General features: G+C 40.0%; 26 protein-coding genes. 8 read left to right on the top strand and 18 right to left on the bottom strand.

What is annotated here, in order from left to right; genetic code table 11:
* Window positions 1-747: 747 nt before the first annotated feature.
* The gene (locus V7097_RS03890) at window positions 748-1,131 is read left to right on the top strand and encodes a VOC family protein (protein WP_438824191.1); all 384 of its coding nucleotides are present in this window, start codon (window positions 748-750) and stop codon (window positions 1,129-1,131) included.
* Window positions 1,132-1,170: 39 nt separating this feature from the next.
* Here the strand turns inward: V7097_RS03890 and V7097_RS03885 are convergent, their stop codons facing one another.
* The 3 genes from V7097_RS03885 to V7097_RS03875 form a co-directional block, all read right to left on the bottom strand.
* Window positions 1,171-1,341, bottom strand: a complete 171-nt coding sequence (locus V7097_RS03885; RefSeq protein ID WP_335702279.1) for a YvrJ family protein — start codon at window positions 1,339-1,341, stop codon at window positions 1,171-1,173.
* A gap of 64 nt (window positions 1,342-1,405) precedes the next feature.
* Window positions 1,406-1,621, bottom strand: a complete 216-nt coding sequence (locus V7097_RS03880; protein WP_335702278.1) for a DUF2922 domain-containing protein — start codon at window positions 1,619-1,621, stop codon at window positions 1,406-1,408.
* 36 nt (window positions 1,622-1,657) lie between these two features.
* Entirely contained in the window at window positions 1,658-1,888 is a 231-nt protein-coding gene (locus tag V7097_RS03875; RefSeq protein ID WP_335702277.1) for a DUF1659 domain-containing protein, read from the bottom strand.
* A 581-nt stretch (window positions 1,889-2,469) separates the two neighbouring features.
* Here V7097_RS03875 and V7097_RS03870 point away from each other — a divergent pair.
* On the top strand, window positions 2,470-3,123 hold the full coding sequence (locus V7097_RS03870) for a hypothetical protein (protein WP_335702276.1): 654 nt from the start codon (window positions 2,470-2,472) through the stop codon (window positions 3,121-3,123).
* A gap of 163 nt (window positions 3,124-3,286) precedes the next feature.
* Here the strand turns inward: V7097_RS03870 and V7097_RS03865 are convergent, their stop codons facing one another.
* Window positions 3,287-3,823: a glycerol-3-phosphate responsive antiterminator gene (locus V7097_RS03865; protein ID WP_335702275.1), complete on the bottom strand. Its 537-nt coding sequence runs from the start codon at window positions 3,821-3,823 to the stop codon at window positions 3,287-3,289.
* A 751-nt stretch (window positions 3,824-4,574) separates the two neighbouring features.
* Here V7097_RS03865 and V7097_RS03860 point away from each other — a divergent pair.
* A complete protein-coding gene (locus V7097_RS03860; protein ID WP_335702274.1) occupies window positions 4,575-5,036 on the top strand; it encodes a hypothetical protein in 462 nt (153 codons plus the stop codon).
* Window positions 5,037-5,550: 514 nt separating this feature from the next.
* Here V7097_RS03860 and V7097_RS03855 read toward each other — a convergent pair.
* The 4 genes from V7097_RS03855 to V7097_RS03840 all read right to left on the bottom strand — a co-directional run bounded on the left by V7097_RS03855 (window position 5,551) and on the right by V7097_RS03840 (window position 10,380).
* A complete protein-coding gene (locus V7097_RS03855; RefSeq protein WP_335702273.1) occupies window positions 5,551-6,954 on the bottom strand; it encodes a S8 family serine peptidase in 1,404 nt (467 codons plus the stop codon).
* A 411-nt stretch (window positions 6,955-7,365) separates the two neighbouring features.
* Complete coding sequence (locus tag V7097_RS03850; RefSeq protein WP_335702272.1) at window positions 7,366-8,001, bottom strand: response regulator transcription factor; 636 nt, start codon at window positions 7,999-8,001, stop codon at window positions 7,366-7,368.
* On the bottom strand, window positions 7,976-9,832 hold the full coding sequence (locus V7097_RS03845; protein WP_335702271.1) for a GAF domain-containing sensor histidine kinase: 1,857 nt from the start codon (window positions 9,830-9,832) through the stop codon (window positions 7,976-7,978). The genes V7097_RS03850 and V7097_RS03845 overlap by 26 nt, the downstream gene beginning before the upstream one ends.
* Before the next feature lie 386 nt (window positions 9,833-10,218).
* On the bottom strand, window positions 10,219-10,380 hold the full coding sequence (locus V7097_RS03840) for a hypothetical protein (protein WP_335702270.1): 162 nt from the start codon (window positions 10,378-10,380) through the stop codon (window positions 10,219-10,221).
* A gap of 328 nt (window positions 10,381-10,708) precedes the next feature.
* On the opposite strand from V7097_RS03840, the gene V7097_RS03835 reads away from it, so the two are divergent.
* From V7097_RS03835 to V7097_RS03825, 3 genes are all read left to right on the top strand, one after another.
* Window positions 10,709-12,307 (top strand): SWIM zinc finger family protein, encoded by a 1,599-nt coding sequence (locus V7097_RS03835; RefSeq protein WP_335702269.1) that lies wholly within the window; start codon window positions 10,709-10,711, stop codon window positions 12,305-12,307.
* A gap of 12 nt (window positions 12,308-12,319) precedes the next feature.
* A complete protein-coding gene (locus V7097_RS03830) occupies window positions 12,320-15,049 on the top strand; it encodes a DEAD/DEAH box helicase (RefSeq protein WP_335702268.1) in 2,730 nt (909 codons plus the stop codon).
* A gap of 116 nt (window positions 15,050-15,165) precedes the next feature.
* Window positions 15,166-15,291: a hypothetical protein gene (locus V7097_RS03825; protein WP_335702267.1), complete on the top strand. Its 126-nt coding sequence runs from the start codon at window positions 15,166-15,168 to the stop codon at window positions 15,289-15,291.
* Window positions 15,292-15,540: 249 nt separating this feature from the next.
* Here the strand turns inward: V7097_RS03825 and V7097_RS03820 are convergent, their stop codons facing one another.
* From V7097_RS03820 to ssb, 8 genes are all read right to left on the bottom strand, one after another.
* Window positions 15,541-16,164 (bottom strand): hypothetical protein, encoded by a 624-nt coding sequence (locus V7097_RS03820; RefSeq protein WP_335702266.1) that lies wholly within the window; start codon window positions 16,162-16,164, stop codon window positions 15,541-15,543.
* A gap of 102 nt (window positions 16,165-16,266) precedes the next feature.
* On the bottom strand, window positions 16,267-16,779 hold the full coding sequence (locus tag V7097_RS03815) for an RNA polymerase sigma factor (RefSeq protein WP_335702265.1): 513 nt from the start codon (window positions 16,777-16,779) through the stop codon (window positions 16,267-16,269).
* Between the two features lie 53 nt (window positions 16,780-16,832).
* The gene (locus V7097_RS03810; RefSeq protein ID WP_335702264.1) at window positions 16,833-18,023 is read right to left on the bottom strand and encodes a hypothetical protein; all 1,191 of its coding nucleotides are present in this window, start codon (window positions 18,021-18,023) and stop codon (window positions 16,833-16,835) included.
* A 15-nt stretch (window positions 18,024-18,038) separates the two neighbouring features.
* Window positions 18,039-18,869: a hypothetical protein gene (locus tag V7097_RS03805; protein WP_335702263.1), complete on the bottom strand. Its 831-nt coding sequence runs from the start codon at window positions 18,867-18,869 to the stop codon at window positions 18,039-18,041.
* On the bottom strand, window positions 18,866-19,555 hold the full coding sequence (locus tag V7097_RS03800) for an ABC transporter ATP-binding protein (protein ID WP_335702262.1): 690 nt from the start codon (window positions 19,553-19,555) through the stop codon (window positions 18,866-18,868). Before V7097_RS03800 ends, V7097_RS03805 begins: the two co-directional genes overlap by 4 nt.
* An 11-nt stretch (window positions 19,556-19,566) precedes the next feature.
* Window positions 19,567-19,932 (bottom strand): GntR family transcriptional regulator, encoded by a 366-nt coding sequence (locus V7097_RS03795; RefSeq protein ID WP_335702261.1) that lies wholly within the window; start codon window positions 19,930-19,932, stop codon window positions 19,567-19,569.
* A 400-nt stretch (window positions 19,933-20,332) separates the two neighbouring features.
* Window positions 20,333-20,503: a hypothetical protein gene (locus V7097_RS03790; RefSeq protein ID WP_335702260.1), complete on the bottom strand. Its 171-nt coding sequence runs from the start codon at window positions 20,501-20,503 to the stop codon at window positions 20,333-20,335.
* Between the two features lie 27 nt (window positions 20,504-20,530).
* Window positions 20,531-20,872, bottom strand: a complete 342-nt coding sequence (ssb, locus tag V7097_RS03785) for a single-stranded DNA-binding protein (RefSeq protein ID WP_335702259.1) — start codon at window positions 20,870-20,872, stop codon at window positions 20,531-20,533.
* Between the two features lie 299 nt (window positions 20,873-21,171).
* Here ssb and V7097_RS03780 point away from each other — a divergent pair, with 299 nt between their 5' ends.
* Both V7097_RS03780 and V7097_RS03775 read left to right on the top strand, forming a co-directional pair.
* Entirely contained in the window at window positions 21,172-21,609 is a 438-nt protein-coding gene (locus tag V7097_RS03780; RefSeq protein ID WP_335702258.1) for a YwpF family protein, read from the top strand.
* A gap of 602 nt (window positions 21,610-22,211) precedes the next feature.
* Window positions 22,212-22,562 carry a hypothetical protein gene (locus V7097_RS03775; protein WP_335702257.1) on the top strand — a complete coding sequence of 117 codons (351 nt, stop codon included), beginning with the start codon at window positions 22,212-22,214 and terminating at the stop codon, window positions 22,560-22,562.
* Between the two features lie 258 nt (window positions 22,563-22,820).
* Here V7097_RS03775 and V7097_RS03770 read toward each other — a convergent pair whose 3' ends face one another.
* Together V7097_RS03770 and fabZ are read right to left on the bottom strand one after the other, a co-directional pair.
* On the bottom strand, window positions 22,821-23,198 hold the full coding sequence (locus V7097_RS03770) for a hypothetical protein (protein WP_335702256.1): 378 nt from the start codon (window positions 23,196-23,198) through the stop codon (window positions 22,821-22,823).
* A gap of 163 nt (window positions 23,199-23,361) precedes the next feature.
* Complete coding sequence (gene fabZ / locus V7097_RS03765) at window positions 23,362-23,796, bottom strand: 3-hydroxyacyl-ACP dehydratase FabZ (protein WP_335702255.1); 435 nt, start codon at window positions 23,794-23,796, stop codon at window positions 23,362-23,364.
* Between the last annotated feature and the right edge of the window lie 79 nt (window positions 23,797-23,875).

Genomic DNA, 23,875 nt, shown 5'->3' with positions numbered 1-23,875 from the left:
ATCTTATACAACGTATCACCCGCGACAACCGTATAAGTAGAAGTTTCCTGCACTGGTTTAGGCGTTGGTACAGGTGTTGTGACCGGCTGTTGCTGCGGAATCCGCAATTTTTGTCCAATCATCAGCATGTCTGATTTTAAATTGTTGGTTGTGCGAATCTCGCCAACTGTTGTGTTATAACGCTTCGAAATGTTATAGAGCGTGTCGCCTGATCTCACGGTATATGTAAAAAACGGCAATCTCAGTTGTTGACCAACAAACAGCATATTCGACGTAAGTCCATTAACTTTTTTAAGCGAATCTACCGACACATTGTAGCGCATAGCGATCGAGTATAGAGTGTCGCCCGCTTTTACGGTGTACAGATCATTGACTGTTTGAGTTTGACCACTGATGGTTTGCGCCCCGACGTTTGGGGCAGTTGCTCCAAAATAGAAGGTCGTAATCAGCATCGAACCCGCTAGCACCTTCGCGACCTTAATCGGTAGGTGCGGGAATCTTTCTTTTACGAGCTGGCGAATTTGTGTGTTCAGGTCCTTTTTTTCCTGTTGAAAATGTCCACCAAACTCCGATGCAAATTCTGTCATTTGAGACTCCACATAGACAATGAGTGTATACTCATTCTTATTTTTCACAAGCTTATATCCTTGAATTTCCAAACGGAACACCTCATTTCTCGTCTTAGTTTCTCAACTTCCTATTTATTCATTCCTTTTTTTAGATAAGATGGAGAGAGGAGGGATTTTTATGCTACATCATGTAGAAATATATGTGTCCAATTTAGAAAAGTCGAACGCATTTTGGGGTTGGTTTTTAAAGGAGCTGGGATACGAAAAATATCAGGAGTGGGATGCTGGAGTTAGCTGGAAATATGGTAAAACCTATCTTGTGTTTGTGCAGGTGGAGGAGCGGTTTGCGGATGTTCCATACCATCGCTGTCGGGTTGGGCTGAATCATTTGGCGTTTCATGCGCGGTCAAAAGGGCATGTGGACGAGGTGACAGAGATGCTGAAGGAGAAAGGAATTTCCATTCTGTATGCCGATCAAACACCCTATGCTGGAGGAGAAAACTATTACGCCGTCTATTTCGAGGATCCTGACCGGATTAAGGTGGAGCTGGTGGCACCATAAAAAAACACCTGACGAAGGTCCCGTCAGATGTTCAATCTATTACGATATACTTTTCTTCGTCTCATATGGTGGGTCGGCCTTCATGCTTTGTGGCAGCAATTGAATTGAGTCAATGACACTATCAAGCTTCGTTTCGATCCGGTGCAATAGATAGAATGTCACGACGACAGGAAAGCCAACCTCTTGAATAAAAGGCAGTAACTGCTCCACCAAGACTCCTCCTTCCTTTAAAATAGTAGAGCCAACTCCCTATAAGAGAGTTGGCCCAATCTCATTAAAATTCCACTGACTCAACATTGCGCTCGACAAGGCGTGCGCCTTTTTTCTCGATAATCGGACCACCAGATGTTAGGAACACATTTGTTGATATGATGAGATCCATCGCAGCGGAAACCGCCACTGCATCAACCGGTTCGATCGGATTTTCAATGGAAACTGTTGCAGTTTTTCCATCCTCATTGATAAATTGCATTTCTAGTGTTTTTGCCACTTTTTATTCCCCCTTTCCTTAAAATTGATTTCACTCTTACTTTCCGTCACCTGCTAATGAATAGCTGTTGTTGCGCTCTAAGCTAACAAGCTGTAGAGTTTGAAGTTTTTCAATTGCAACGGCTACTGAATATAAATCATTAGCTGTCACGACAGGATTGATATTGTTGTAGTTTTTGTTTTTGTAAGTCATCTTTCCTTTCTCATCAATCCCGTTTTCAAACACAAAGCGTAGCTGTGTACGTTGAATATCCTGTGTTGCTGCCATGTCCCTCACCTCCTTTACACCTATGTTATAGAGAGGTAAGAGGTAAAAAGGGGCATCGATTTTGAAAAAAGGCAAAAAAAATACCTCCAAAAAGGAGGTTCAACAAAATATATAAACAAAGGGGGGGAATACATTATTCATCTTTGCCTGATTTGGACTTTCTTATACGTAAAAAGAAAAAAATAGTTGGGACCACGGGGACGGTTCTCCTGGTTCCTCTATTAGCAAGTGTTTGCAAAGCATTTCCGATCAAAGGATGAGATGTGATAGAAGCTTCAACCAACCAAAAAATGCAATCCAAAGAGGTATACTCAATGTCGTTCCCCATACCATGCCAACCGCTAATTGATTCGTATTCTCTTCCATCACTTCGCCTCCTCATCTTGTCTTACTTATATTATAACGGAATTTGGATAACGCTTACATAAGAACTCCCCAACAAATTCTGCCAAATTGCATCAAAAAAAGGAGCGTTTATACCCTTGGGAGGTCGATTCAGAGTAAAAATGATAAATAGATTTGACATTTCATCATTAATTATTTCATAGTAATACTAGATTTTATTTGAGGGAGGTTTTTATTTGCAAAGTTTACTGATTTTCATAGTAATAATTATAATTGGAATAATATTATTTTTAACTATTAAAAAAAGAAAGCCGTGGAAATTCAGCATAGTGATATTAATATTAATCAGTGGAGTATTATTACTGATGGGCTTTCGCATTACTGCATCAAGTGCATTACCTTCGGGTTCGAAAGCTATCCAAAGCATAAATACAACTTATGGTAAAGCTATATTATATGAGGATACCAATGATAATACATTTGGATTAGCGAAAGTAGAACGAAACCTTGGGTTCATATATCATTACTCAGGCGGAACTTCCGACTATTTCATTGAAGGAAACGAACCCTTCCAAGCTGCTGGTTACGGAAATGACGAAGAAGATGGTTTTATAATAGGAGTTAGAACTAGTAATCCAAATATAAAGTACATAGTAGTTGGTAATCATCTTAAAAATTTTACACCCTCTGATACATACAGCTTTAATATGGAAACGGTTGAGAAATATCCCTCTAGTTATCATATCGAAGAGGTAGTTGCTAACCATGCTTTCTTTGTACTTGATGAGTATTCAGAAGCAACATGGACAATAAGAGCACTTGATAAGGATGGTAATTTAGTTGCAGATAAATTGTTTGGAACGGGTGAGGCTAGATATATTGATTGGTAGTAAAGAGTGTATCAGTTAAAGAATAAATCATTAAAATAAGGAATAAACGCAGAGGAGTAATAACCTCTGCGTTTTCTTATGCAAGTGGCTGTCAAAATACATGTGATTTAGCGGGTTATTTAGCTTGCTAATTTATATTTTCTACTAACAACCGAATACTTAGTTACACCCACAGCTCCCGTTTTGAAGTAGTAATCGCAGACGCACCAGCTTCGAGTGCCTTTCGCACATCCTCCTCTGTCCTAATAAGCCCACCTGCAAGCACGGGAATCTTCAATCTTTCTTTAACCTCTTGGATCATCCACGGCATTGCCCCAGGCAGCACCTCGATATAATCAGGTTTATTTTTTTCTATCAGCTTATAGCTTTTTTCAAGTGCATGCGTATCAATCAAGAACATCCGCTGAATCGCGAAAACACCCTTTTGCTTCGCTTTTTGAATCACACTTGATTTCGTAGAGATTAACCCGTACGGCTGAAATTCCTGACAAATAAATTCCGTCGCATACTCATCATTTTTAATCCCATGTACCATATCCACATGATAGATCATTTTTTTCCCGTGCTGCTGTGCCATTCTCTTAATATTTTTTAACTGAGCAATGTGAATTTCTGTAAAAATACCGATTTCATATTTACTTTCTAAAAAACACTCAAATTCCTTCATCGTCGTCGATGCAGGAAAAATTTGTTGGTCCACCTGTCTCCCCTCCATCTCTTATAAGTAGTATACACTTTTGGTTGCAGGCAAAAAAAGACCCTGCTCGCACATGAGCAGGGCAAAAAGAGAAAAAAGTCTACAGGTAAAAATATATAGTCAAATGTAGAAAATCTACATTAACTAACAATAGTTTGATTGGTGATAGTCCAATCAAGTATTTTACTATAATTATATAGTACCAATGTATTAGAAAAAAGTATATTGGGAAAATCCGTGTAAATTTATAGCGATTATTGGTGTTTTTTTGAGGCAACTTTCCTAAAATGGGCTTTTTTTAGCCATTTTTGTCTAAATTTGTCCGAAATAATTTAATTTTTTTCTACACGAATCAACATTTTTATCACCCAGGACATGCTATCATTCCATTAATGGATTCCGAAAATTGGAAAAATATCATAGAAATCTTTTTTTCGATTGGGAGAGGAGTGCTAAACGTGCCGTATTATTCGTTTAAAGAAATTTGGACACCACTAAAGATTGTGCGAATTCATTTTTATAAAAGACTTGAAGATCGGATTTATTTTGTGAGACTCGGAAAAGGACCTCGTCGTCCGTTTTTAACTCGATTAAGTAAATTTAGCGCTAGGGCTTAGGCTCTAGCCTATTTTTTTTGAACAGAGTGTCAGGCCGTTGTCTCAAACCAAACATTAAAATCGAATCTTGTACTAGGACAACTTTCCGAGCGCATATCCATGATAGTAAACAAGCTTAAGGGGGCTTTTATTTACATATGAGACGACGACGCGGCTTACCCATTCAGCTGATTCTGGTATCAGCTGGGGTCATCCTTATATTTATTCTTATTCTTTCATTGTTTCGCTCATCACCGGAGGAGGAAGCGAAGGAGCTGGTCCAATCCTTTTATAAATACGAGCAAGACGCGGATTTCGGAAGTTCGTGGGAATTATTCCATCCCCTATTGCAGGAGCGGTTTAAAAAAGCCGACTACATCCAGCAGCGCAACCATGTATTTGTCGGCCATTTCGGGACCGATACGTTCAAATACACTGTGGAGGACGTAGAAAAACTCAAATCCTGGCAGATGACGAAGAACACCCCCATCTTTCACGACGTCTACAAAGTGCCCATCACTCAAACCTACAAAAGCACATACGGCACCTTCACTATCCACCAAGATGTCTTCGTCGTTCAAGAATCTGGTGACTGGACGATCTTGTGGTCTTATCAATAGTTGGAAGAGCTGGCCCTCGATTGTGGTGTGGGCCGCTGATTTCGCGGCAAGAATGTGGGTAAAATATATTCTCCCTGGAGTACTTGTTTTGGTACCGCAGTTTGAGCAAAGGATTTCACTCTAAAAACCAGTCGCTTAGCTGAGATTTACGTCTGGGTCCTAATATTTGCGTCAAAATATGAAGATTTGCGTCTGGGTACTGATATTTGCGCCAAAATATGAAGTTTTGCGTCTGAATACCGATATTTGCGGCAAGATAGGAAGATTTGCGTCCAAGCTCGGATATTTGCGTCAAAATATGAAGTTTTGCGTCTGAGTACTGATATTTGAGTCAAAATATGAAGATTTGCGTCTGGGTACCGATATTTGCCTCATAAAATTTTCCATACCAAAAACATCCAGAGAAGGGACAATCATAAAGCTTCAGCTATTTCAAAAGCCTTCCGTTCAACCCGGAAGGCTAACTTTTTGCGTGGGACCACAGGAACCGTCCCCCTGGTCCCCGTGACCCACACTACTTCATTTCAATTGCCTTCTTCACCGCCGCATATGCGTCTACGTAGCCTGCGCCGACTTCCCACTCCTCGTAGCCTGGCATTGACATCGCAGTTTCTTGGATAATCTGCTTAATATCGTCCGGTGTTAACTGTGGATTCGCTTCAAGTAAAAGTGCAACAATTCCTGCGACATGTGGTGTTGCCATCGATGTGCCACTCATTATCGTGTAGAACGGAACATGTAATGGATTCAAGGTTTGCAAGTCCTGTAAAGCCGCTAAAGATGAAATTGGTGCAATTGCCCTTGTTGACACGATATCCACGCCTGGTGCCGTAATGGTTGGAGCGTCCTTCCATGTCCACTCCTTGCCATCCAATGTAAAAGTACCGCCAACTCCTTTTGTACCTCGGGATGAGAATTCCGCCAGTTTTACGCTACTGTCACCTGCTGCTACTGAAATCACCCACGGTGCCTTTGCATAAGGATTATGAGTGTTATCACTCGGCCCTTCATTTCCTGCTGCAAAAAGAACCGTAATCCCAGCATCGTACGCTTTTTTACTTGCAATATTAATTGGATCACTCGGGTCAAAATCCCCTGATGATCCCCAAGAATTTGTGATCACACGGATATTGTATTTATCCTTATTTTTAAGCGCATAATCAAAACCACTAATACCATCAAGAACGAACAGCGCTGCACCGGAACCATATCCAATTAAATCTGCGCCTGGTGCCACACCTTCATATTTACCGTCTGACATCGCACCTGTTCCTCCGACCGTTCCCGCCACATGTGTACCGTGCCCGGAGTTCGTATCCGTATTCGGCACATTTTCAAGGTAGGTAATCGGCAGAAGTCCTGGTACCACATTTGCCAAATTCACAGATCCAAGCACGTTTTGCACAAGATTTTCACCAAAAGTATGGTCACCATGTGTCCCGTCAACACCGCTATCATTGATGACAACCCCAACTCCCTTACCCGTTAAAGGCAGGTTACCATTTGTGAGCCTGATTTGCTCATCCGCCCTCACTCGGTCCACACCAGTAATATCCGTCGATGTTTCATTGAAATATTCTAGCCTTCTATTAAAATATATCGAGCGGACCTCATTACTTTGTGCGAGTTTTTCAATTTGTGACTTCGTTGCAACAATTCCGGTAATCGGCAGATTTTCCATCGAAACGCCAACCTTGATTCCGAGCAATTTTAAAAGATTCAATTGATGCTCTTTTGGCGCACCTTCACCACGGAACGTCACGATCACCTGCAAGGAACTGACCTTGTCCCGCACAGCTTCTAAGGCAGGATCAATGACCGCTGAACCCGTCTCAGCTGCTGAAACAGTCTTCTTTTCTTGTAAAAATGTCGGGATAACTAGTAAAAGTGCAAATATAACTACAACAAGTTTTCTCATCTTATTCCCCTTTCTTTTCAGATTTGTAACTTCTGTAATCCTATTATCGCGCCCCAGCTCGATCATTCCTATTCCGCAAAAGTCGTAAAACCTTTCTCAAAAGCAGTATTTCTTGTTATACAAAAGACATATCGATGTAATCTTTCACTTATTTTTTTAATAAAGTTACAGTTTACTAAAATGAGCACAAAAAAAACAACTGCCTCCACACTGGATAACAGTTGTTGACTTCGTTATTAAAAAAGCACAGATTGCTTGGGGATGGAACCTCTGAACCCAAAAATGCAAACTTCTGGGTAAAGGGACCTGTCACCCGACCCAACATGACCTAAGGAACCACTAGAACCGTCCCCTCTGGTCCCCAACATGACCCAAGGAACCGCAAGAACCGTCCCCCTGGTCCCCTCCCACCTACATCGGAACTAGTTTGTTTTGTACGGCGTAGATGACGACTTGGGAGCGGCTTTTGACGTCGAATTTTTTGAAGATTTTGCTGACGTGAATTTTTACGGTTTTGTCGCTGATGAAGAGGCGCTCGGCGATTTCTTTGTTACTCAATCCTTCCACCAGGCATTGAAGGACTTCCGTTTCCCGCTCCGTTAGTGCGTTGTCCCTCGGTTGCTCCTGGTTTTGCTGATGGAAATTAAGGAGTTTTTTCGTCATCGATGGATGAATCACAGACTCACCGCGTGCAACTGTGCGAATGGCTTCGACCACCTGTTCAGATGGAGCATCCTTTAGCAAATAACCGTCGGCACCCTCACGAATCGCAGCCATGAAATACTCATCATGGTTGTGCATCGTCAGCACCAATATTTTAATCGATGGGTATTCTTTCTTTATTATGCCCGTCACTTCAACGCCATTTTTCTGGGGCATATTGATGTCCATTAAAATCACATCGGGCTCACACTCCGGCACCTTCTCAAGGGCATCATCCCCTGATACTGCCTCGCCGACAACACGAATATCATCCTCCAGCTCTAAAATATTCCTAAGTCCGTCACGTAACACAGCATGATCATCCACCAGCATAAGCTTGATCAATAGTACTACCTCCTTCAAGTCCCATTTTTGGAACAGTTAATGTAATATCAGTACCAAGGCCTTCTTTTGTGTCAATTTGAAGAGTCGCATTAATTTTTTCTGCAGCGTCATTCATGTTCAAAATTCCAAAATGAGGATTGTTCTGTGCCTTGACCATCGCCTGAAATAATGAAAAACCTACACCATTATCCTTTATTTTTAAAATTATATGCTCCTTCTGATAGCTTAACAGAACTTCTATTTTTGTGGCCTGTGCATGTTTAATTGTGTTTTGCAGGCTCTCTTGAAAAATATCAAATAGTTCCTTTTCGACCATTGGACTGAGCGGAACCTCCTGGCCTCTTATATCAAATGAAAATTTAATATCGTACTCATCTTTTACAATTTCAATTCGTTTTTCAATCGCAGTGGAAAGTCCAACCCGCTCCGTTGGATAAGGACGTAGCTCGTATATCGATTCGCGCACTTCCCGTAAACTAAGCCTTAATTTATCCATGCTTTCCCGTATGAGCTTTCTCGTTTCATCGGGATGACGATCGAATTTTCGCTCTGCCGTCTCAAGCTTCATGACCGCACCGGCCAAGGTTTGAGCAACCCCATCATGAATTCCTCTAGCAATTCGGTTGCGCTCTTCAAGAACAATTCGCTTTTCCTTTTCTTCAATTAAAATTCTTGAATTCACTGCAATCGCTAGCTGGTTTGCAAGTGTAGCGATGGAATGGATTTCGTCATCCTCAAAGCTTCGCGACCGACTTTTTGCAACAACGAGCATCCCAATCGTTTCATCCTCTACCACCATCGGTGAATACACAAAGGCCTTCATATCCTTTTTAAAAAACTCATCAATCGGGCCTAGCTTTTTCACTCTGTCCTGATAGACAATTGGTTCTTTTTTTCCATCAAAACGAGCTAGCGCTTCACCTGTCAGTTCGTCTTTCGGTATCACACGCCCATCGTAGTATAATATCTTCCACACATCGTTTTCCTTGACCCACATCATAATTGCCTGCACATCAACGATTTGAGAAAATGTGTTCTTAAATGTCTCAATCCACTCTGTTGAATGGATTTTCTTGTTAACTCTAGTTGTGATTTCAAAAAGTGCATTTAGGCGCTTTTTTTCATTTCTTAAAGTTGATATGACCGAGTACAATAACGAAACCGCCACCAATGGCGAGAAGAAAAAGAACAGCGAGAATTCGTCGATTTTTCGATTGCCAAGATAAAAAATCATCGCTCCATAGAGCAAGGAAATCACTACATTCCCTAATTCAGTCAGCGTTTTGGTTTTAAATAAATAGAATGTATAGGGTTGCGGACGAATTAACAACACTATATCCACAATTAGATTATTTATGATAAAAAACAGGGTAAGAAAAAGAATATATGTACTAAAACCTGATATAAAATTACTCGTGGATGATTGAACTTGCACCACATTCGTATGTGATAATATATACTCCGCTAAAAATAAACTTACAGCCAACTGAGCTGGGTTAAACAGGATTATCCTCAAGGGACGTTGATGGAGGATGTTAATCGCTAGCGCAATCCCCGCATAGATGATGATTGAATACGAAATCCCAAAAAGCTCATACATGACAAAGATAAACGGGAACGTGATTGACGTTGAACCTCTCAATAGCGGAATTGGGTAATACTCCGTTATCGCTAAAAATGCTGTAAGCAATAAAAGGATGGTAATTTTGGGTGTTGGTTCAAGATGAAAAAACGCATTCACCACAGCAGCACATCCTAGTACTGAAATGAAAATCATATAGAATTTCGCATAATTCTCCCTCTTCTGAGAGGATACCTCTGGTAGCTTCACACCGCTCCCCCTTATCATAACATTCAGTTAATTAACCTTATTATTATCATAATATATATACCATAAAAAAAGCACAATCCAAGACCTTCGAAAACGGATTCAATCTTAATAAATTCATATAAACCCAACAAAAACCCAGACTAGTCGAATGGCTTAAAAACCACTGACCAATGCTGGGTAACCACAAACACCGGCGAATGTTTGTGTTGATAATTATGTCAAATAAATAGGAAAATTTCTATGACCCAAATTTATTATTTCTATACTACAAAAGCAGTACAGCCTGTCCTTGACATGCAAAAAACTGTCCCCTTATTGGTAGACAGCTTCTAACAGACGCCTGTACCACCCGAAATAGTGTCGAATCATGGCATTAGACTATAGAATTATGTTGTCGGGTACCCTTTTATATCGTTTGCTAAGTCTTGAATAAATTTCTTCATATCGATTTCTGTGCTTCTTTCTCCCTTCATGTAAGCACGAATTAATGCTCTTCTTACTCTATTCTCATCAATAGAAATAACCTTATCTGATGATTTACGATCCAATATATGTTCACTCCTAGTTGAAAAGTGCTTTAATATAAAGATTGCCTGGTGAAGGATGGAGACGCCTCCACCAGGCACAAGAGAATTCTGGAAAGTACCATTTTGGTACTTTGGGAGAAAATGATAGCTTGGGGAGGTTGGATGGAGAAACCAGCTCCGCCAAGTAATTACTATACATGTACGCCAGTAGCCTCTGTTTTGCGACTGTCTTATGGAAAAATTTATAAAATTGATGTAAACATCACACACTTTCCAATCCCAAAATCCCAATTGATACGATTTTGCGGTATAATAAAAAGATATGAATTTTGTGGGGAGTGAGACCACTTTGCTTCAAAACGATATTCAAAAGGATGCAGTAATGCATTTTTCCGAAAAGCTTCGCGGTATGATTACATTCGAAAATGAAGAAGACCGCACTCTAATCAAAAAAGGACTAAACCTCTACCGGCAGGGGAGTGTTTATAATGTGCAGTTCAACGGAAAAGCACTTGGGGGCCGTGTGCAGGACGTCACCTCTGTTGATGTCACACTTGATCTTGATTTTTTAGAAATGTCTAGCTGTACATGCCCATCTCCTTCCTTTTGCCGGCACCGGATGGCGTTGTTTTTCTATATGTACGCAAGTGTTGACCGAGTGGGGTCCCTGCTCGAACAGTGGAAGGCCGGCAACAAACCCAAGCCTACCTTAGCATCCATTCCCATTAAAAATGGAAACGTCCTACAGCGTGTGGAATATAAGGAGAATTCACTTGAGAGCTGGCTAACTCTTTTCAACAGTGAATTTAAGCGGTTTGAATCAGGTCACCGCGAAAAGAACGTATATACTTTCGCGACCTTGTATCATTCCCTGTTTCAAACCTTAAAAAGGAAAGCGCCTCGTTCTGAGGAGCTCAAACGTTTGTATCTGATCCATGCGGCTCTTTTTTGCATTCAAAAAACGGTCGAGTTTCTCGGCCAAATTGAAGTGCGAAATTACCAGGTGGATACGTATATTAAGCCTTATTTTCATAATTTTACAGATGTTGTACTCGATAACTCGCTTGAGATGCGGAAGGTGTCTCTCCCATTTTCACTTGACGAGCTGCTTGAGGAAAGCCTCGAGCTTGTCCGCAAAACGCTACTTATTGAAACCATGTTCCAATATGAACGCATGCAAATGTACCGTTTGCTTTGGGCAACCTTTTTTAATCGAAAAAAATGGCTTGAAATCGAAGAAAACGCATTGGACACCGAAACCTTAGTGCATCAGATAGCCTATGCCCATATTCGCTTTCTACAAAAGGACGATACAACTGCAATCGAAACGATGAAAAAGCTTGGGCATTCGGCGACACCGTACAGCTTCTGGTGGATTTCCTATCTGTCTGAAGCAAAAAATTGGGACCGGGTTCGCCCGTGGATTGACCATGCATTAGAAGGAATCCACGACTATATTTTTGGCATTCAAAGCTATGAAGGCCGCCGTCACATGACAAGGCTGTTTTTACAAAACATTATGACATACGCTGATGAACGCGATTCAGCCGCTTATATAAAGGCGCTAAAACAGCTGCTTCCGTATAGCTATGTTGAATACAACGACTTTTTGCTTGATAACGACCAATACCGGAAATGGGTCGAACTGCAAATCATGGTCGGCTATAATATCGATGAAATGGACCGCTATATTATAAAAGAAATCGAAACCCTCGATCGTGCAGCTTTGCTTCCTCTTTATCACCAAGCCATCACGAAGGCAATTGAGGGCAAAAATCGACCAAGCTATAAAAAGGCGGTTAAATATTTGCGCAAGGTCCGCACGCATTACAAAAAATTAAAACAAGAAGACCGTTGGGATGACTATATTACAAAGCTTGCCACTGTGAATAAACGATTACGTGCCTTCCAGCAAGAGCTGCTCCGGGCTTCCATGATTTCAGAGTAAAGGGGTGAAACGATGATACTTTTAGTCCATACAGAATGGGTTTCGGAAACAGGATGTTATGTTTGGTGTACAACGGAAGATGGCTACGAACTTGAAATAAACGAATGGAAGCAACATCTCTTTGTCTGGCATGAAGCCTCCTTTTACGGGACCTTTCTTGAAGAGACAGATCATGCAGTCCTTCTTTCCCCCTGGCAAGCGTTAACCTTTTTCGCCGAATTGCCCGTCAATTCACATATCCAAATCGAACTAAGCGAGAATGTCGAACATTATCACTCCATTTCGCAAGCCTTGCTGCCGCATATTAAGGATGGCGAATTTATGCCCGATTTTGACTATTGGCGCGAGAATGAACGTTTTGGCTGGAAACCGGTTAACACTGAGCTAACCGGATTTGCAACAGAGTGGTTTTCTGAAGCCATCACCGAATGGATTCAATCGGATTCAACGCTGTCCGACGCCTGGGAAGAGATCGCCCATACCTTCCCTCTTGTAAAAAGTACCGCCGGCGCTGAGTCAGTCGTAGATGAAAACAATTGGCTTGAACGAATCGGTTGGAAGGAAGATCACACACCATTTGATGTGATGTTGCAAATCGAAGAACCCGAGGTGGATAATGGGGCTTGGACTCTTCACACTGTGCTTCGCAAGAAAGAAAAACCTCATACATTGTATACCGCTATGCCAAAAGAATGGACAGAGTTTGCAGGCAAAGTTGAGAGCGACCAAGCCATGTGGTGTAAGCTCGTACCATGGCTTCGTGATGGAGACGGCATTGTTCACGAGTTAACCGAGCGCCAGGCGTGGGACTTTTTAACAGAAGCAAGCTCAAGGTTGATTGAAGCCGGAGTCGGAATCCTTTTACCAGCCTGGTGGCAAGCCATCAAGGATGCGCAACTCGCTATCAAAGCAAAGGTTAAAACCTCTACTGGTGGTGGCCGTCAATCCTTCGTAGGCTTGCAGTCTATCATCAATTTTGACTGGCGTTTTTCAACAAATGGTGTTGAGCTTTCTGAAGAAGAATTTTTGTCGCTTGTGAATGAACAAAGGCGTTTAATCAACATTCGCGGTAAATGGATCAAGCTTGACCCTGCGTTTATTAAACAGGTTCAGTCGATCCTAGCGCGCGCAAACAAAGAGGGACTGCATGTCCGCGATGTCCTTGAGCAGGAGCTACTCTCGCTTTCGGAAAAAGCGGAACGTGAGGAACAAGAAGCGGCAAGCGCATTTGCTGGCGTTCAAATCGAACTGAACCGCCACCTGTCGCATATGATTACACAGCTAACCGACATCAAGGAGATTCCACAAGCCGCCATTCCTAATACATTTAAAGGCGAGCTCCGTCCTTACCAACAGCAAGGTGTCGACTGGCTCTTATTTTTAAGACGATTCGGATTTGGGGCTTGTCTTGCCGATGATATGGGACTCGGAAAAACGATCCAAATGATTGCGTACTTTTTAGCGGTCAAAGAAAGTAGTGCTAAGCCAGCGCTCATCATTTGCCCAACATCAGTTCTAGGAAATTGGCAAAAGGAGCTTGAAAAATTCGGGCCTGATTTACGTGTCCACCTTCATTACGGATCCAATCGTTTGAAGGGCGAAGAATTTGCTGAAGGAGTGAGTGCGGCGGACATTGTCCTTACCTCCTATGGGTTGTCTCATTTGGACGAAGAAGAAATTTCCGCTTTTGACTGGGGTACGATCTGTTTAGATGAGGCGCAAAACATTAAAAACGCGCAAACGAAGCAGTCACGCACGATTCGCAAGCTAAAAAGCGACCATAATATCGCATTGACCGGAACACCTATGGAAAACCGCTTAACTGAGCTATGGTCGATTTTTGACTTCATCAATCGTGGCTATTTAGACAGCCTAGGTGGTTTCCAAAAACGATATGTGTCCCCCATTGAAAAGGAACATGATAAGGAAACGATCGCCCAGCTGCAGCGCCTGATTAAGCCATTTTTACTAAGACGTACGAAAAATGACGAGGCCGTTGCGCTAAACCTACCGGATAAGCTCGAGCAGAAGGAATATTGTCCGCTGACGGTTGAGCAAGCTTCGATTTACGAGCAGCTTGTGAAGGATACCCTGGATCAAGTCGAACAACTTGCGGGTATGCAGCGTAAAGGGCTGATTTTAAAAATGCTTGGGCAGTTGAAACAGGTTTGTGACCATCCTGCACTATATTTGAAAGAGCAGAATCCTGTGAATGTGGATGATCGCTCCGTGAAAATGGAGAAGCTGCTTGAGTTGGTGGATCACGTTCGTGACCAGGACGAAAGCTGTTTGATTTTCACTCAGTATATTCAAATGGGCGAAATGATTCAGGATGTGCTTCAAAAACGCTTTAATGAACCTGTACAATTCTTGAACGGTAGTGTTGCGAAGGCCCAACGCGACAAAATGATTGAAGGCTTCCAAGATCGAGAGTTCAATATTCTAATCCTGTCACTAAAAGCAGGGGGAACCGGATTGAACTTAACGGAAGCGAATCACGTCATCCATTATGACCGTTGGTGGAACCCAGCTGTCGAAAACCAAGCAACCGACCGTGCCTACCGCATCGGCCAAAAGCGCTTCGTCCACGTGCACAAGCTAATCGCCACAGGCACACTCGAAGAAAAAATCGATGAAATGCTCGAGAAAAAGCAATCGCTGAACGACGAAATCATCACCAGCGAAAACTGGATCACCGAACTCTCCACTAGCGAACTGAAGGAGCTACTTGGGGTGTTTTAATGGGGTAAGTCAGGGGGCCTCTTTCCCCGCCCTCTACCAAAAATGTAGGGCCAGTAGCATATCGGGGGATAAAATTTTGGTGCATGATATACCGAAAACCAAAGGAGCTGATTCATTTGGCAGAAAAAACATCCAAACCAAAGAAAAGGGCAAAGAAATTTGTGCCAAGTGAAAAGCACAAAGACAAAACCGAACCTTGGCAAAAGTTCTACCACCTGGTCGAAGAAAAACTGAAGAAATAAAGTAAGGGTGGTGACTGTTGTCACCACCCTAGTTTGTGTAAATAGCCTTTAAGATACAAATAAACGTACATAGACGCATATTCTCGCATTTTGACGCAAATATCCACACACTGACGCATATCCTCACATTTTGACGCAAATATCCACGCACTGACGCAAATCTTTATATTTCGACGCAAATATCTCAGAACAGACGCATACCTTCATTTTAAGATGCAAATATAGCCTAATGAAGAAGCATTTCCCCAATCAAACTGCCTTCAAATCCCTCTCATATTGCTTATATATGACATATCTCTGCATTCCTCGTGTCTTTTCAAACGCTTTTTGGATTTCAGCGACATACTCGGCTTGATTACCTTCCTTTTTAGCAATCCCAGCTGCCAAGGCGTGCTTCATCCACTCGCTATTGATTTGTCCACTAAGCTCCGTCGCCTCATTCACCTGGCCCTCTTCAATCGCAATAATTGCTTGGTAATAGTATCTATATTGTGGAGGCTGAATCTCCTCGATATCTTTTTTTGCTCGTCCAATATCATCCTCATACAAAGCGAATAAGGTTTTAAATATCGCTTGTCTTGCTGGCTGCTTATACTTTTGAAGCAATGCCTCCGTTGCTTCCTTCACATCCTGATCAATCCGATTGCCCATCCCATAGTAAAGCTTAAACAACGGGTTTTTCCTTCGCTTTTCAAGATAGGACTCTATCTTTTTCACATTCTTCTCCCAATAGATCGGATAAACAAATAAGTAGGTTGATAGACCAACTATGACAATCATGCTTATGATCATACTGAACGGTTGACCTACATCCAAAAATCCCAACAAAACTCCTAACAGAATCGCTACCCCAAACAAAACTATGTATCTCATCTTTTAATACCCCCGAAAATTGTTATGTTTGGATAATTATACCCTATTAGAAACCCATTAAAAAAGACCAATCATGTTAATTTACACATGATTGGCCATTATTTACACCATTACCTCATTATTCTCAAATACTTCCTTTAGCAAGCGCCGACCTCTAAAAAGCTTATTCTTTACAAACGAAATATCCTTCCTCAATAAATGGCTAATTTCGTTATACGAATAATCATGAAAATAATAAAGAGATAATGCCTGTTTGTAATCCTTCGGCAAAGAATCGACATGTTCGTACAGCATTTCTCGATCAAATTTCTCAACGATTTCTTTTTCGACCGTTTCATAGTTTGTATACTGTAAATCTTCAATATCATCCATTAATACTGTGGCTTTCACAACCTTGCTGCGAAGATAATCAATGCATTGATTGCGAGTAATTTTGTACAACCATGCCTTTATCTTAGAGGGATCCCTGAAAGAATTGAATTTCAAAAAAATCTTCAAAAATACTTCCTGCATAATGTCATCCACAACGACCCAATCTCGTACATATCGAAAGGCCGCATACCGTAACTCAGGTTCATATTCACTTATTATTTGTTCGATTTGATGTTCCTTCATTTTTCTCACCCTACTATCTGGGTCACGGAACCTGTCCCCATGACCCAGATCCATTACCCGGCATTATTTATTTCGTGAAAGTATATTCTGTAATCGTTTTGATCTGTTTTTTGATTTTTCACCTTTATCTTGCCTTCGTATAATGTTTCCCCTGTATTTACGTCTCCAATTAAAAGTGTGTGTCCGTCATCAGTATTACTAATGATATAGATTTTTCCATCTTGTATTTTTACAAAAGGCACAGTCTCAGCATCCTTTGATTGGTCGACTGCAAAGGTTTGTTTCTTCTCCCATTTCGCAGCTTCAATATCATATTGAATGATCTCTACTTCATTTTCGGACTGAACAGGAACATAAGCAACGGAATTAAATACCGATGCATTTCTAATGTCCCCTTCAAAGTCTTCAGGCAGTTCGCTTTTAACCATCTTATTCTTTTCAATGTCGTATACCATGAAATCATCAGCTAGGACCGTCGGACCACCCTCACCTTGTTCATGTTCAAAAGCCTCTGCTTTAAATAACAGATATTTTTGTGGTTCATTCGAATAATAGTCATTGAATATGTTAAAGCCATACCAGCCATTCTCAACCGCTGGAATGGAGAAAACGACTTCTTCATTTGTTATTTTCTTGCTATTCAAGTCAATCGTGTAGACAATCAAATCCTCTCCGCTATCCGGACCAGAACCCCTTGCGATTACCTTCAAATCACTATCTACTATCTGAATACTCGCAATATCTACCCAGTTTAATTTTCTGTTTTTTGGTAAATTAATTTTCATTGGAGTAGACTCATCTGATTTTTTATCTAAAATGTCAATATCAAAATAGGCCTTACCATAAGCAACATTAACACCTCTGCCCTCAATACTGACATAGACGAGTACATGTTCATCCTCATAAAAGTATGATGGGAAAAAACTTTTCCCCCTCATAAATTGTTTATAATTCTCAACTAATTGAAGTGTAGGAGCTTCCGCATAAAGGCCAGTCAATTGTTGAACAACGGGTCGATTGCTTAAATTTGTTGTTTCCTTTTCGGAAATTTTTAAGGGTTGATGAATGTCTCCAATAACATAATCAGCAGTAAGAACTACGTTTTCTACTAGACTTTCATTGCCACTTACTTTTTCAAATTCAACTTGTATATTCCCAGACGCTAAACTTGATTGTATATAAAAAGTTCCAAGCACGATGACTGTAACGAGACAGATCGTGAGGATTTTCCAATATCGTTTCATTCATGCTACCTCCTATCAAACCCTTATTTTCTTATTTAAAAGATAATTGCTAGTCCAAATGGCAGCAGCCCAAGCAAGCAACCCTGCTCCAACCACCAAATAAAACAGTTCATTTGGATATAAATAGTTTCTTAAAATGTATTCATCCACCAATATCGGTGCCAAAAGGAGTAAGAAAGAAACTGCACAATAAAGAATTCCAAAGAAAATCCCTTTTAATCGGTAGGAGCGTTCAAACAAAATAGCCGTAAAAACAACACACACCGCTGCGATTCCACTGCCATAGTAAAGGATAAAATCCATAAATGATTTAGGAAATAATAGTTGTAAATAATTGATATTCGTAATTTCTCCCACTGTGAAATCCGTACGAAACTCCCCTGGAACCATCCACTGTAACACTCGACTTTCAACAGGTATTAATACTAATTGCACGGCAATGAGACCTAAAACAAATAATAAAATGGTCGTAGCCTTCGCCAAATACACATTCAACCGTGCCGTTGGTAACACAAGTAAACGATAACTGAATGTGTTTTTCCCAAGCCAATCACGGTACCAAATAAAAAATACATAAATAAGTAAGGTGGCACCACTAAGCATAATTGGCCCCATAAACCAAAGGGTCTGAGCAAAATCGATCATCGAGATTTTTCCATATTGTGAAATAAAGTCACTCTTTGAGAGCATTTCTTCAAAAATCGCTTCATCTGCCCGATTTAAATATCTTTTTGACGTAAAAATAATGCCAATTACCTGAAAAAATACTGTAATCCCAACCAAAACAAGATAGAGCTTTAAAAAACGTGAAAACTCGAAATTCACTAGTTTCAAATAACGATTCATCCCTTATACACCTCTCTCATCACATCGATCACCGATTTCCCTTCATTCTCTCTGACTTCTTCGGTATCGAACTCTTTTAACACAACACCATCATCTAGTAAAACGACTTTATCAATTAAATGTTCAATATCATTGATTTCATGCGTTGTAATGATGACACCGCGGTCCTCAATTAAATGACTTGTAAATACGTCTGCGATTTGTTCACGGCTAAAAATATCAATCCCCGAAAAAGGCTCATCCATTAATACAAAATCGACATCCAATGCTAATCCAAGGATCAGGTTTACTTTTGCTGTATTTCCTTTTGAGAGCTCAGAAATTCGATCCGTTTCTTTTAATCTGAAAAATTCAAGCAGCTCATCTGCACGTTTTTGATTCCAGCTGTCATAAAAATCTGCCATAAATGTGAAAGCCTCTTTTATTTTCATTTGAGGCAGCATCGTAATCGTGTCAGGGATAAACGTGATTTTTTCATAGCTACCTTTATGAATTTTTTCTCCATTAATAAGAATTTGTCCATCATCAATCGGAGTTAAGTTCATAATTGCTTTCATAATCGTTGTTTTTCCAACACCGTTAATCCCAATTAAACACGTAATTTTTCCTTTTTCAGCAGTAAATGAAGCCCCTTTAAGTACCGTCTTCCTGCCAAACTTCTTTGTTACATTCTTTACTTCAATCACCCAAATCCCCCCTATTCCTTTTCGTACTCTTTTTCAACTAGATTCAAGACATCTTCTAAAGGCACGTTAATGGACCGAACCGATTGAATAAATGTAGAAACTGCATCCAATATCAATTCCTCGCGAACCATTTTCAACACCTCTTCATCCTTCGTAATACGACTTGGTAAATTTCCTTCCGTAAAAATCAACCCTTGTTCCTCCATTTCTTTATACGCACGCTGCGCCGTATTCGGATTAATCTTCAACCGATTTGCCAATTCCCTTCTTGATGGAATCTCTTGCCCTGGTTCAAAAAAACCTTTCGCAATTTGCTCCTTAAAATACTGAGTGACTTGCACGTACACAGGATCTCGATTGTTAAACTTTATATCCATAGACCCAACTCCTAAAATTTCATCTCCCTGTATCAAGGGGTTCATACACCACTTATAAAAAAACTGTATTAAGCAGACCATACAGTTGCGATAAAAAAATACGCCGTGTATCAATTGGTTAATACACTGTGTATTATATGATTAATACACAACCCTGTCAACATTAAAAAAATATTGTTGACAATACAGAACTAGTGTTCTATATTATAAATAAGAAAAAGCCAACCATGTTGTGACCATGATTGGCAAATAAACTGAGGAATTACCGGAGTATCCATCTATCTCTCGAGGATCCATTTTTGAAAAGGCGACTGGGGCTTCTTGTTGCGAGGTACATGGCTAGTGGGCTAATACAATTTTTCAAATTCCGAATTTCTTTTTCAAAGATTTCATCTCATAGCTACTTCCCTTCTAAAATACGATTGATTTGTAAAAGTCGTTCATTATAGGTTCGATCAATCTGATCCATTCGATCGCCAATTTGACCTTGTAACGTTTCCAAATGTAACGCTATTCCCATTGCTAGCTTATTTAGCTTGTCATTGATGGTCTTCATTTCATCATTATTCATACGCATTTCCTCCTAAGTTCATAAACCTTAATTTTCAACGAGTTCCCTTGGCTTTCCACTTAAAAATTTCACAGAGTCAGCTAACACTTCAGTCACATAAACCCTTTTTCCCTCATTGTTTTGATAGTTACGTGTTTGGATTCGTCCTGTTACACCTAGAATGGATCCCTTTTTACAATAGTTTGCCGTATTCTCAGCTGTCTTTTGCCAAAGCGTACAGTTCACAAAATCAGTGTTAATTTCACCACCTGCGGTTTTAAAATTTCGGCTAACTGCAAGCGTCACATGAGCTATGGCTTTTCCTTCCTGGGTGTACCGTAAATCTGGATCCCGGGTCAGTCTTCCTACCAAAATCACTTGATTAATCATGTATTTTACCTCCTTGGTTAAATCTAACAAAGCTATCATACTTCACGATTCGACATAGGTAAAATTAGGAAAATTTGATTATCAAATGGATTTTTCTTATAAAAATGGAAATTCTCTGCGTTATTTTCAATTTTCTGATCGAAGGTTTACCAAAACCATCAATTATCTAAATTTCTACAAGTTTTTTCACGTTGGATAATTCGGGTTCTTTTCCTCTTCTATTTCATATAATAAACAGGTGAATATGCTATAATTTAACTATCTTTATAGTACGAACGGAATATAAGGGGGTCAGGGAATTGAAAACGTTTAGATTGGTGTCACTAATGGTTCTTCACCAGAATGAGCAGCCAAGCCGCATTGAGGAAATACCATTGATTGACGGATTGATCATCAATCAAGAGGATGGGGAAAATAGTTGGATTGTGGAAGCATTTATTGAAAAATCGTATAAATCTATTTTCGAAAAAGCCAAACAAGACAAAGCAAAGCTAAATCTCCAAGTTACGATTACAAAAAAATCAAATGATCCTGCCTCTTTAACGGGTGAAGTTAAGATCATCAAAGTAATGGAAAATAGCGTAAGCGTCCTCCTGGAAGGAAATTTAGTCCCAGGTAAACTCAACATTGCCGAGATTGTACTGACTGACCTTATCCAACAAGGCCTACAAGGTGAAGGCCTACTTGCTGAATTCAAACACCGCCTTCAAGAAAAGAAAAAACCAATACAAAGTTAAAGAGAACGTAACACAAAAAAGCAGGACAATCCTAGCTGGCTCTGTTTTCGAGTACAAAAAATTAAATATCACTTTAATTAGCAGTTGAATTCGCATTTGAATTGTACTGCTTTTTTTGTTGATATAATGGGATTTTTAGCGTAATTACAAGTAAGTTACACCCTAATTCGCACCTCTTTTAGTTAATTACAGAAGATTGTGTATCTATGCTAATCCATATGTTAAAAAAGTACCAATTGTTTTAGCGATTTTCTTTTTTATTATATTGGGTTGGTGGATGTTCCTGCTAAAATTAAGAAAGATGTTCTCCAACTACTATGAAAGAACGTAATTAACTTTCATTTTCTGTGGTGAAGCTCTGCTTCATGGCTGGCTAACGGAGCAGTTGAATATATGAATGGGTGCTAGAGTATAAGAATTGAGCTGTAAAGAAGCAGCTTTTTTTCTTGTTCAACTAAAGAAATTTAGTTGATGATTAGAAATGGGCTAACTCTATGAAACCTAAAGTTCAATGCAGGATTAATACCCTTTTATATTGAATCTTTTATTGAGCTAAAGGATCAGGTTGTTTAAAATATGAATTTAGTAAAATTGAGGTGAGTATGATAAAGACAAAAATTGGTTGGACGATAGCTTTAATGACACTTTTGATAGGAGTTGGCGTTGGTTACTATTTCATAACATTATCGCTTTATGAGCCATCAGAAGAATTATATGGATTTCCAATTCCTAAAAATGCTGAATTAGTTAATAAAAGTAACCAAACGGAAAGCTATGATTGGTTAAGGGCATCTGAAGAAAATGGAATACCATTTGGATATGAATTAGTTCTAGCGAAAAACGATTGGATCAAGGGAGAAAGAGTAGGTTCTTCTGTATTATACACAAAGGGAAAACACACAATAGATTTGATTTCTACTAGCAAAAGATTAGACATTATAAAAGTTAAGTAAGTTTCAAAAGAAAAGTCTTTTTTGAACAAAACCAACTATTTGAAGTTAATATTTTGCATTATATGGTGCGATTCTTCAAGAAGGAATGTGAAAAATTGTACTTAAGCTTTAGTTGAATAAAAAATACACAAAAAAACACCGTTAATTTAGGTGTTTTTTTGTATGAGATATAACTTGCTATTTTCCCATCAATTTTCTGGTTTGTACTTTAAAACTGAACCCGTTAGGACAATACCCGCCTTTTCTATTGAAAAAGGCTTATTTACCTCCACCAGTTCCACCTGCGCCTGCTCCTTCAGCGCCACCTGTTCCACTTGGATTTACTTTATTGTTGTTATCATTACGGTTATTATTGTCATTGTTGAGATCAAGATCTCTGTCACGATTTTCATCTTCAACGACGTCTTGGTCACCTCTGTTCATCCCGTTATTGTTAGGAACAGCTTCTTCCTCTGGAGTCACATTATTGTCCAAGTTATTATCTAGGTCGTTATCCACGTCATTATTGAAACCCTCACCCGGTGTTTCAAGTCCATTATTCTCTGGTGGTGGATTTTGGTCGTCCGTGTTACAGCCTGTTATTAAAAACACGGCAAGGAGTGACCCCATTAGCTTTAAGAACCATTTGTTGTTCATTGATATTCTCCTTTCTGATTTCGTCTAAGTATAGTTTGACCTACTTGGTCTTCGCATAGCTTTCCCCGAAGTTTAAATATGTATCAAAAAAATTACAAATTTCGTCAAAAAAGAATAAAAAAAACCAGATGGGCTCATTCCATCCGGTTTTTCAAAACTAAACTTATTCTGTTTTATCTCCTAATGCAAACATGATTTCTGTTTCGCAAACAAGCTCGCCGTCCACTGTTGCAATGCCTTTTCCTTTACCGATAGACCCGCGAAGACGAGTGATTTCCACTTCTAGACGAAGTTGGTCACCAGGGACTACCTGCTTTTTAAAACGGCAGTTGTCAATTCCCGCAAAGAACGCAAGTCTGCCTTTGTTTTCTTCTTTTTTAAGCATCGCTACTGCACCAACCTGCGCTAATGCTTCTACAATTAATACACCAGGCATAACTGGGTAGCCAGGGAAATGTCCGTTGAAAAACTCTTCGTTTGCCGTAACATTTTTAATACCAAGTGCACGTTTTCCCTCTTCCAATTCAAGAATCCGATCGACTAATAAAAACGGATAACGATGTGGAATAATTTCCTTTATTTCATTGATATCGTACATAATTTACAATTTCCTCCTCTATGTATCTAATCAAATGCGCCTTGGCGTATTTGCACCCAGATTTTTTAGGCCCACACGA

It is taken from the genome of Bacillus sp. JJ1562 (assembly GCF_036962705.1).
GTDB lineage: Bacteria > Bacillota > Bacilli > Bacillales > Bacillaceae_L > Ferdinandcohnia.
The sequence above is the reverse complement of the archived record's forward strand: the minus strand, read 5'-3'. Positions and strand labels throughout refer to the sequence as shown.

Coding starts and splice junctions, on each gene's coding strand:
- V7097_RS03890 (WP_438824191.1), top strand. CDS start 748: ATGCTACATCATGTAGAAATATATGTGTCCAATTTAGAAAAGTCGAAC.
- V7097_RS03875 (WP_335702277.1), bottom strand. CDS start 1,888: ATGGCAGCAACACAGGATATTCAACGTACACAGCTACGCTTTGTGTTT.
- V7097_RS03860 (WP_335702274.1), top strand. CDS start 4,575: ATGAGACGACGACGCGGCTTACCCATTCAGCTGATTCTGGTATCAGCT.
- V7097_RS03855 (WP_335702273.1), bottom strand. CDS start 6,954: ATGAGAAAACTTGTTGTAGTTATATTTGCACTTTTACTAGTTATCCCG.
- V7097_RS03830 (WP_335702268.1), top strand. CDS start 12,320: ATGATACTTTTAGTCCATACAGAATGGGTTTCGGAAACAGGATGTTAT.
- V7097_RS03820 (WP_335702266.1), bottom strand. CDS start 16,164: ATGAGATACATAGTTTTGTTTGGGGTAGCGATTCTGTTAGGAGTTTTG.
- V7097_RS03815 (WP_335702265.1), bottom strand. CDS start 16,779: ATGAAGGAACATCAAATCGAACAAATAATAAGTGAATATGAACCTGAG.
- V7097_RS03810 (WP_335702264.1), bottom strand. CDS start 18,023: ATGAAACGATATTGGAAAATCCTCACGATCTGTCTCGTTACAGTCATC.
- V7097_RS03805 (WP_335702263.1), bottom strand. CDS start 18,869: ATGAATCGTTATTTGAAACTAGTGAATTTCGAGTTTTCACGTTTTTTA.
- V7097_RS03795 (WP_335702261.1), bottom strand. CDS start 19,932: ATGGATATAAAGTTTAACAATCGAGATCCTGTGTACGTGCAAGTCACT.
- V7097_RS03790 (WP_335702260.1), bottom strand. CDS start 20,503: ATGAATAATGATGAAATGAAGACCATCAATGACAAGCTAAATAAGCTA.
- ssb (WP_335702259.1), bottom strand. CDS start 20,872: ATGATTAATCAAGTGATTTTGGTAGGAAGACTGACCCGGGATCCAGAT.
- V7097_RS03775 (WP_335702257.1), top strand. CDS start 22,212: ATGATAAAGACAAAAATTGGTTGGACGATAGCTTTAATGACACTTTTG.
- V7097_RS03770 (WP_335702256.1), bottom strand. CDS start 23,198: ATGAACAACAAATGGTTCTTAAAGCTAATGGGGTCACTCCTTGCCGTG.
- fabZ (WP_335702255.1), bottom strand. CDS start 23,796: ATGTACGATATCAATGAAATAAAGGAAATTATTCCACATCGTTATCCG.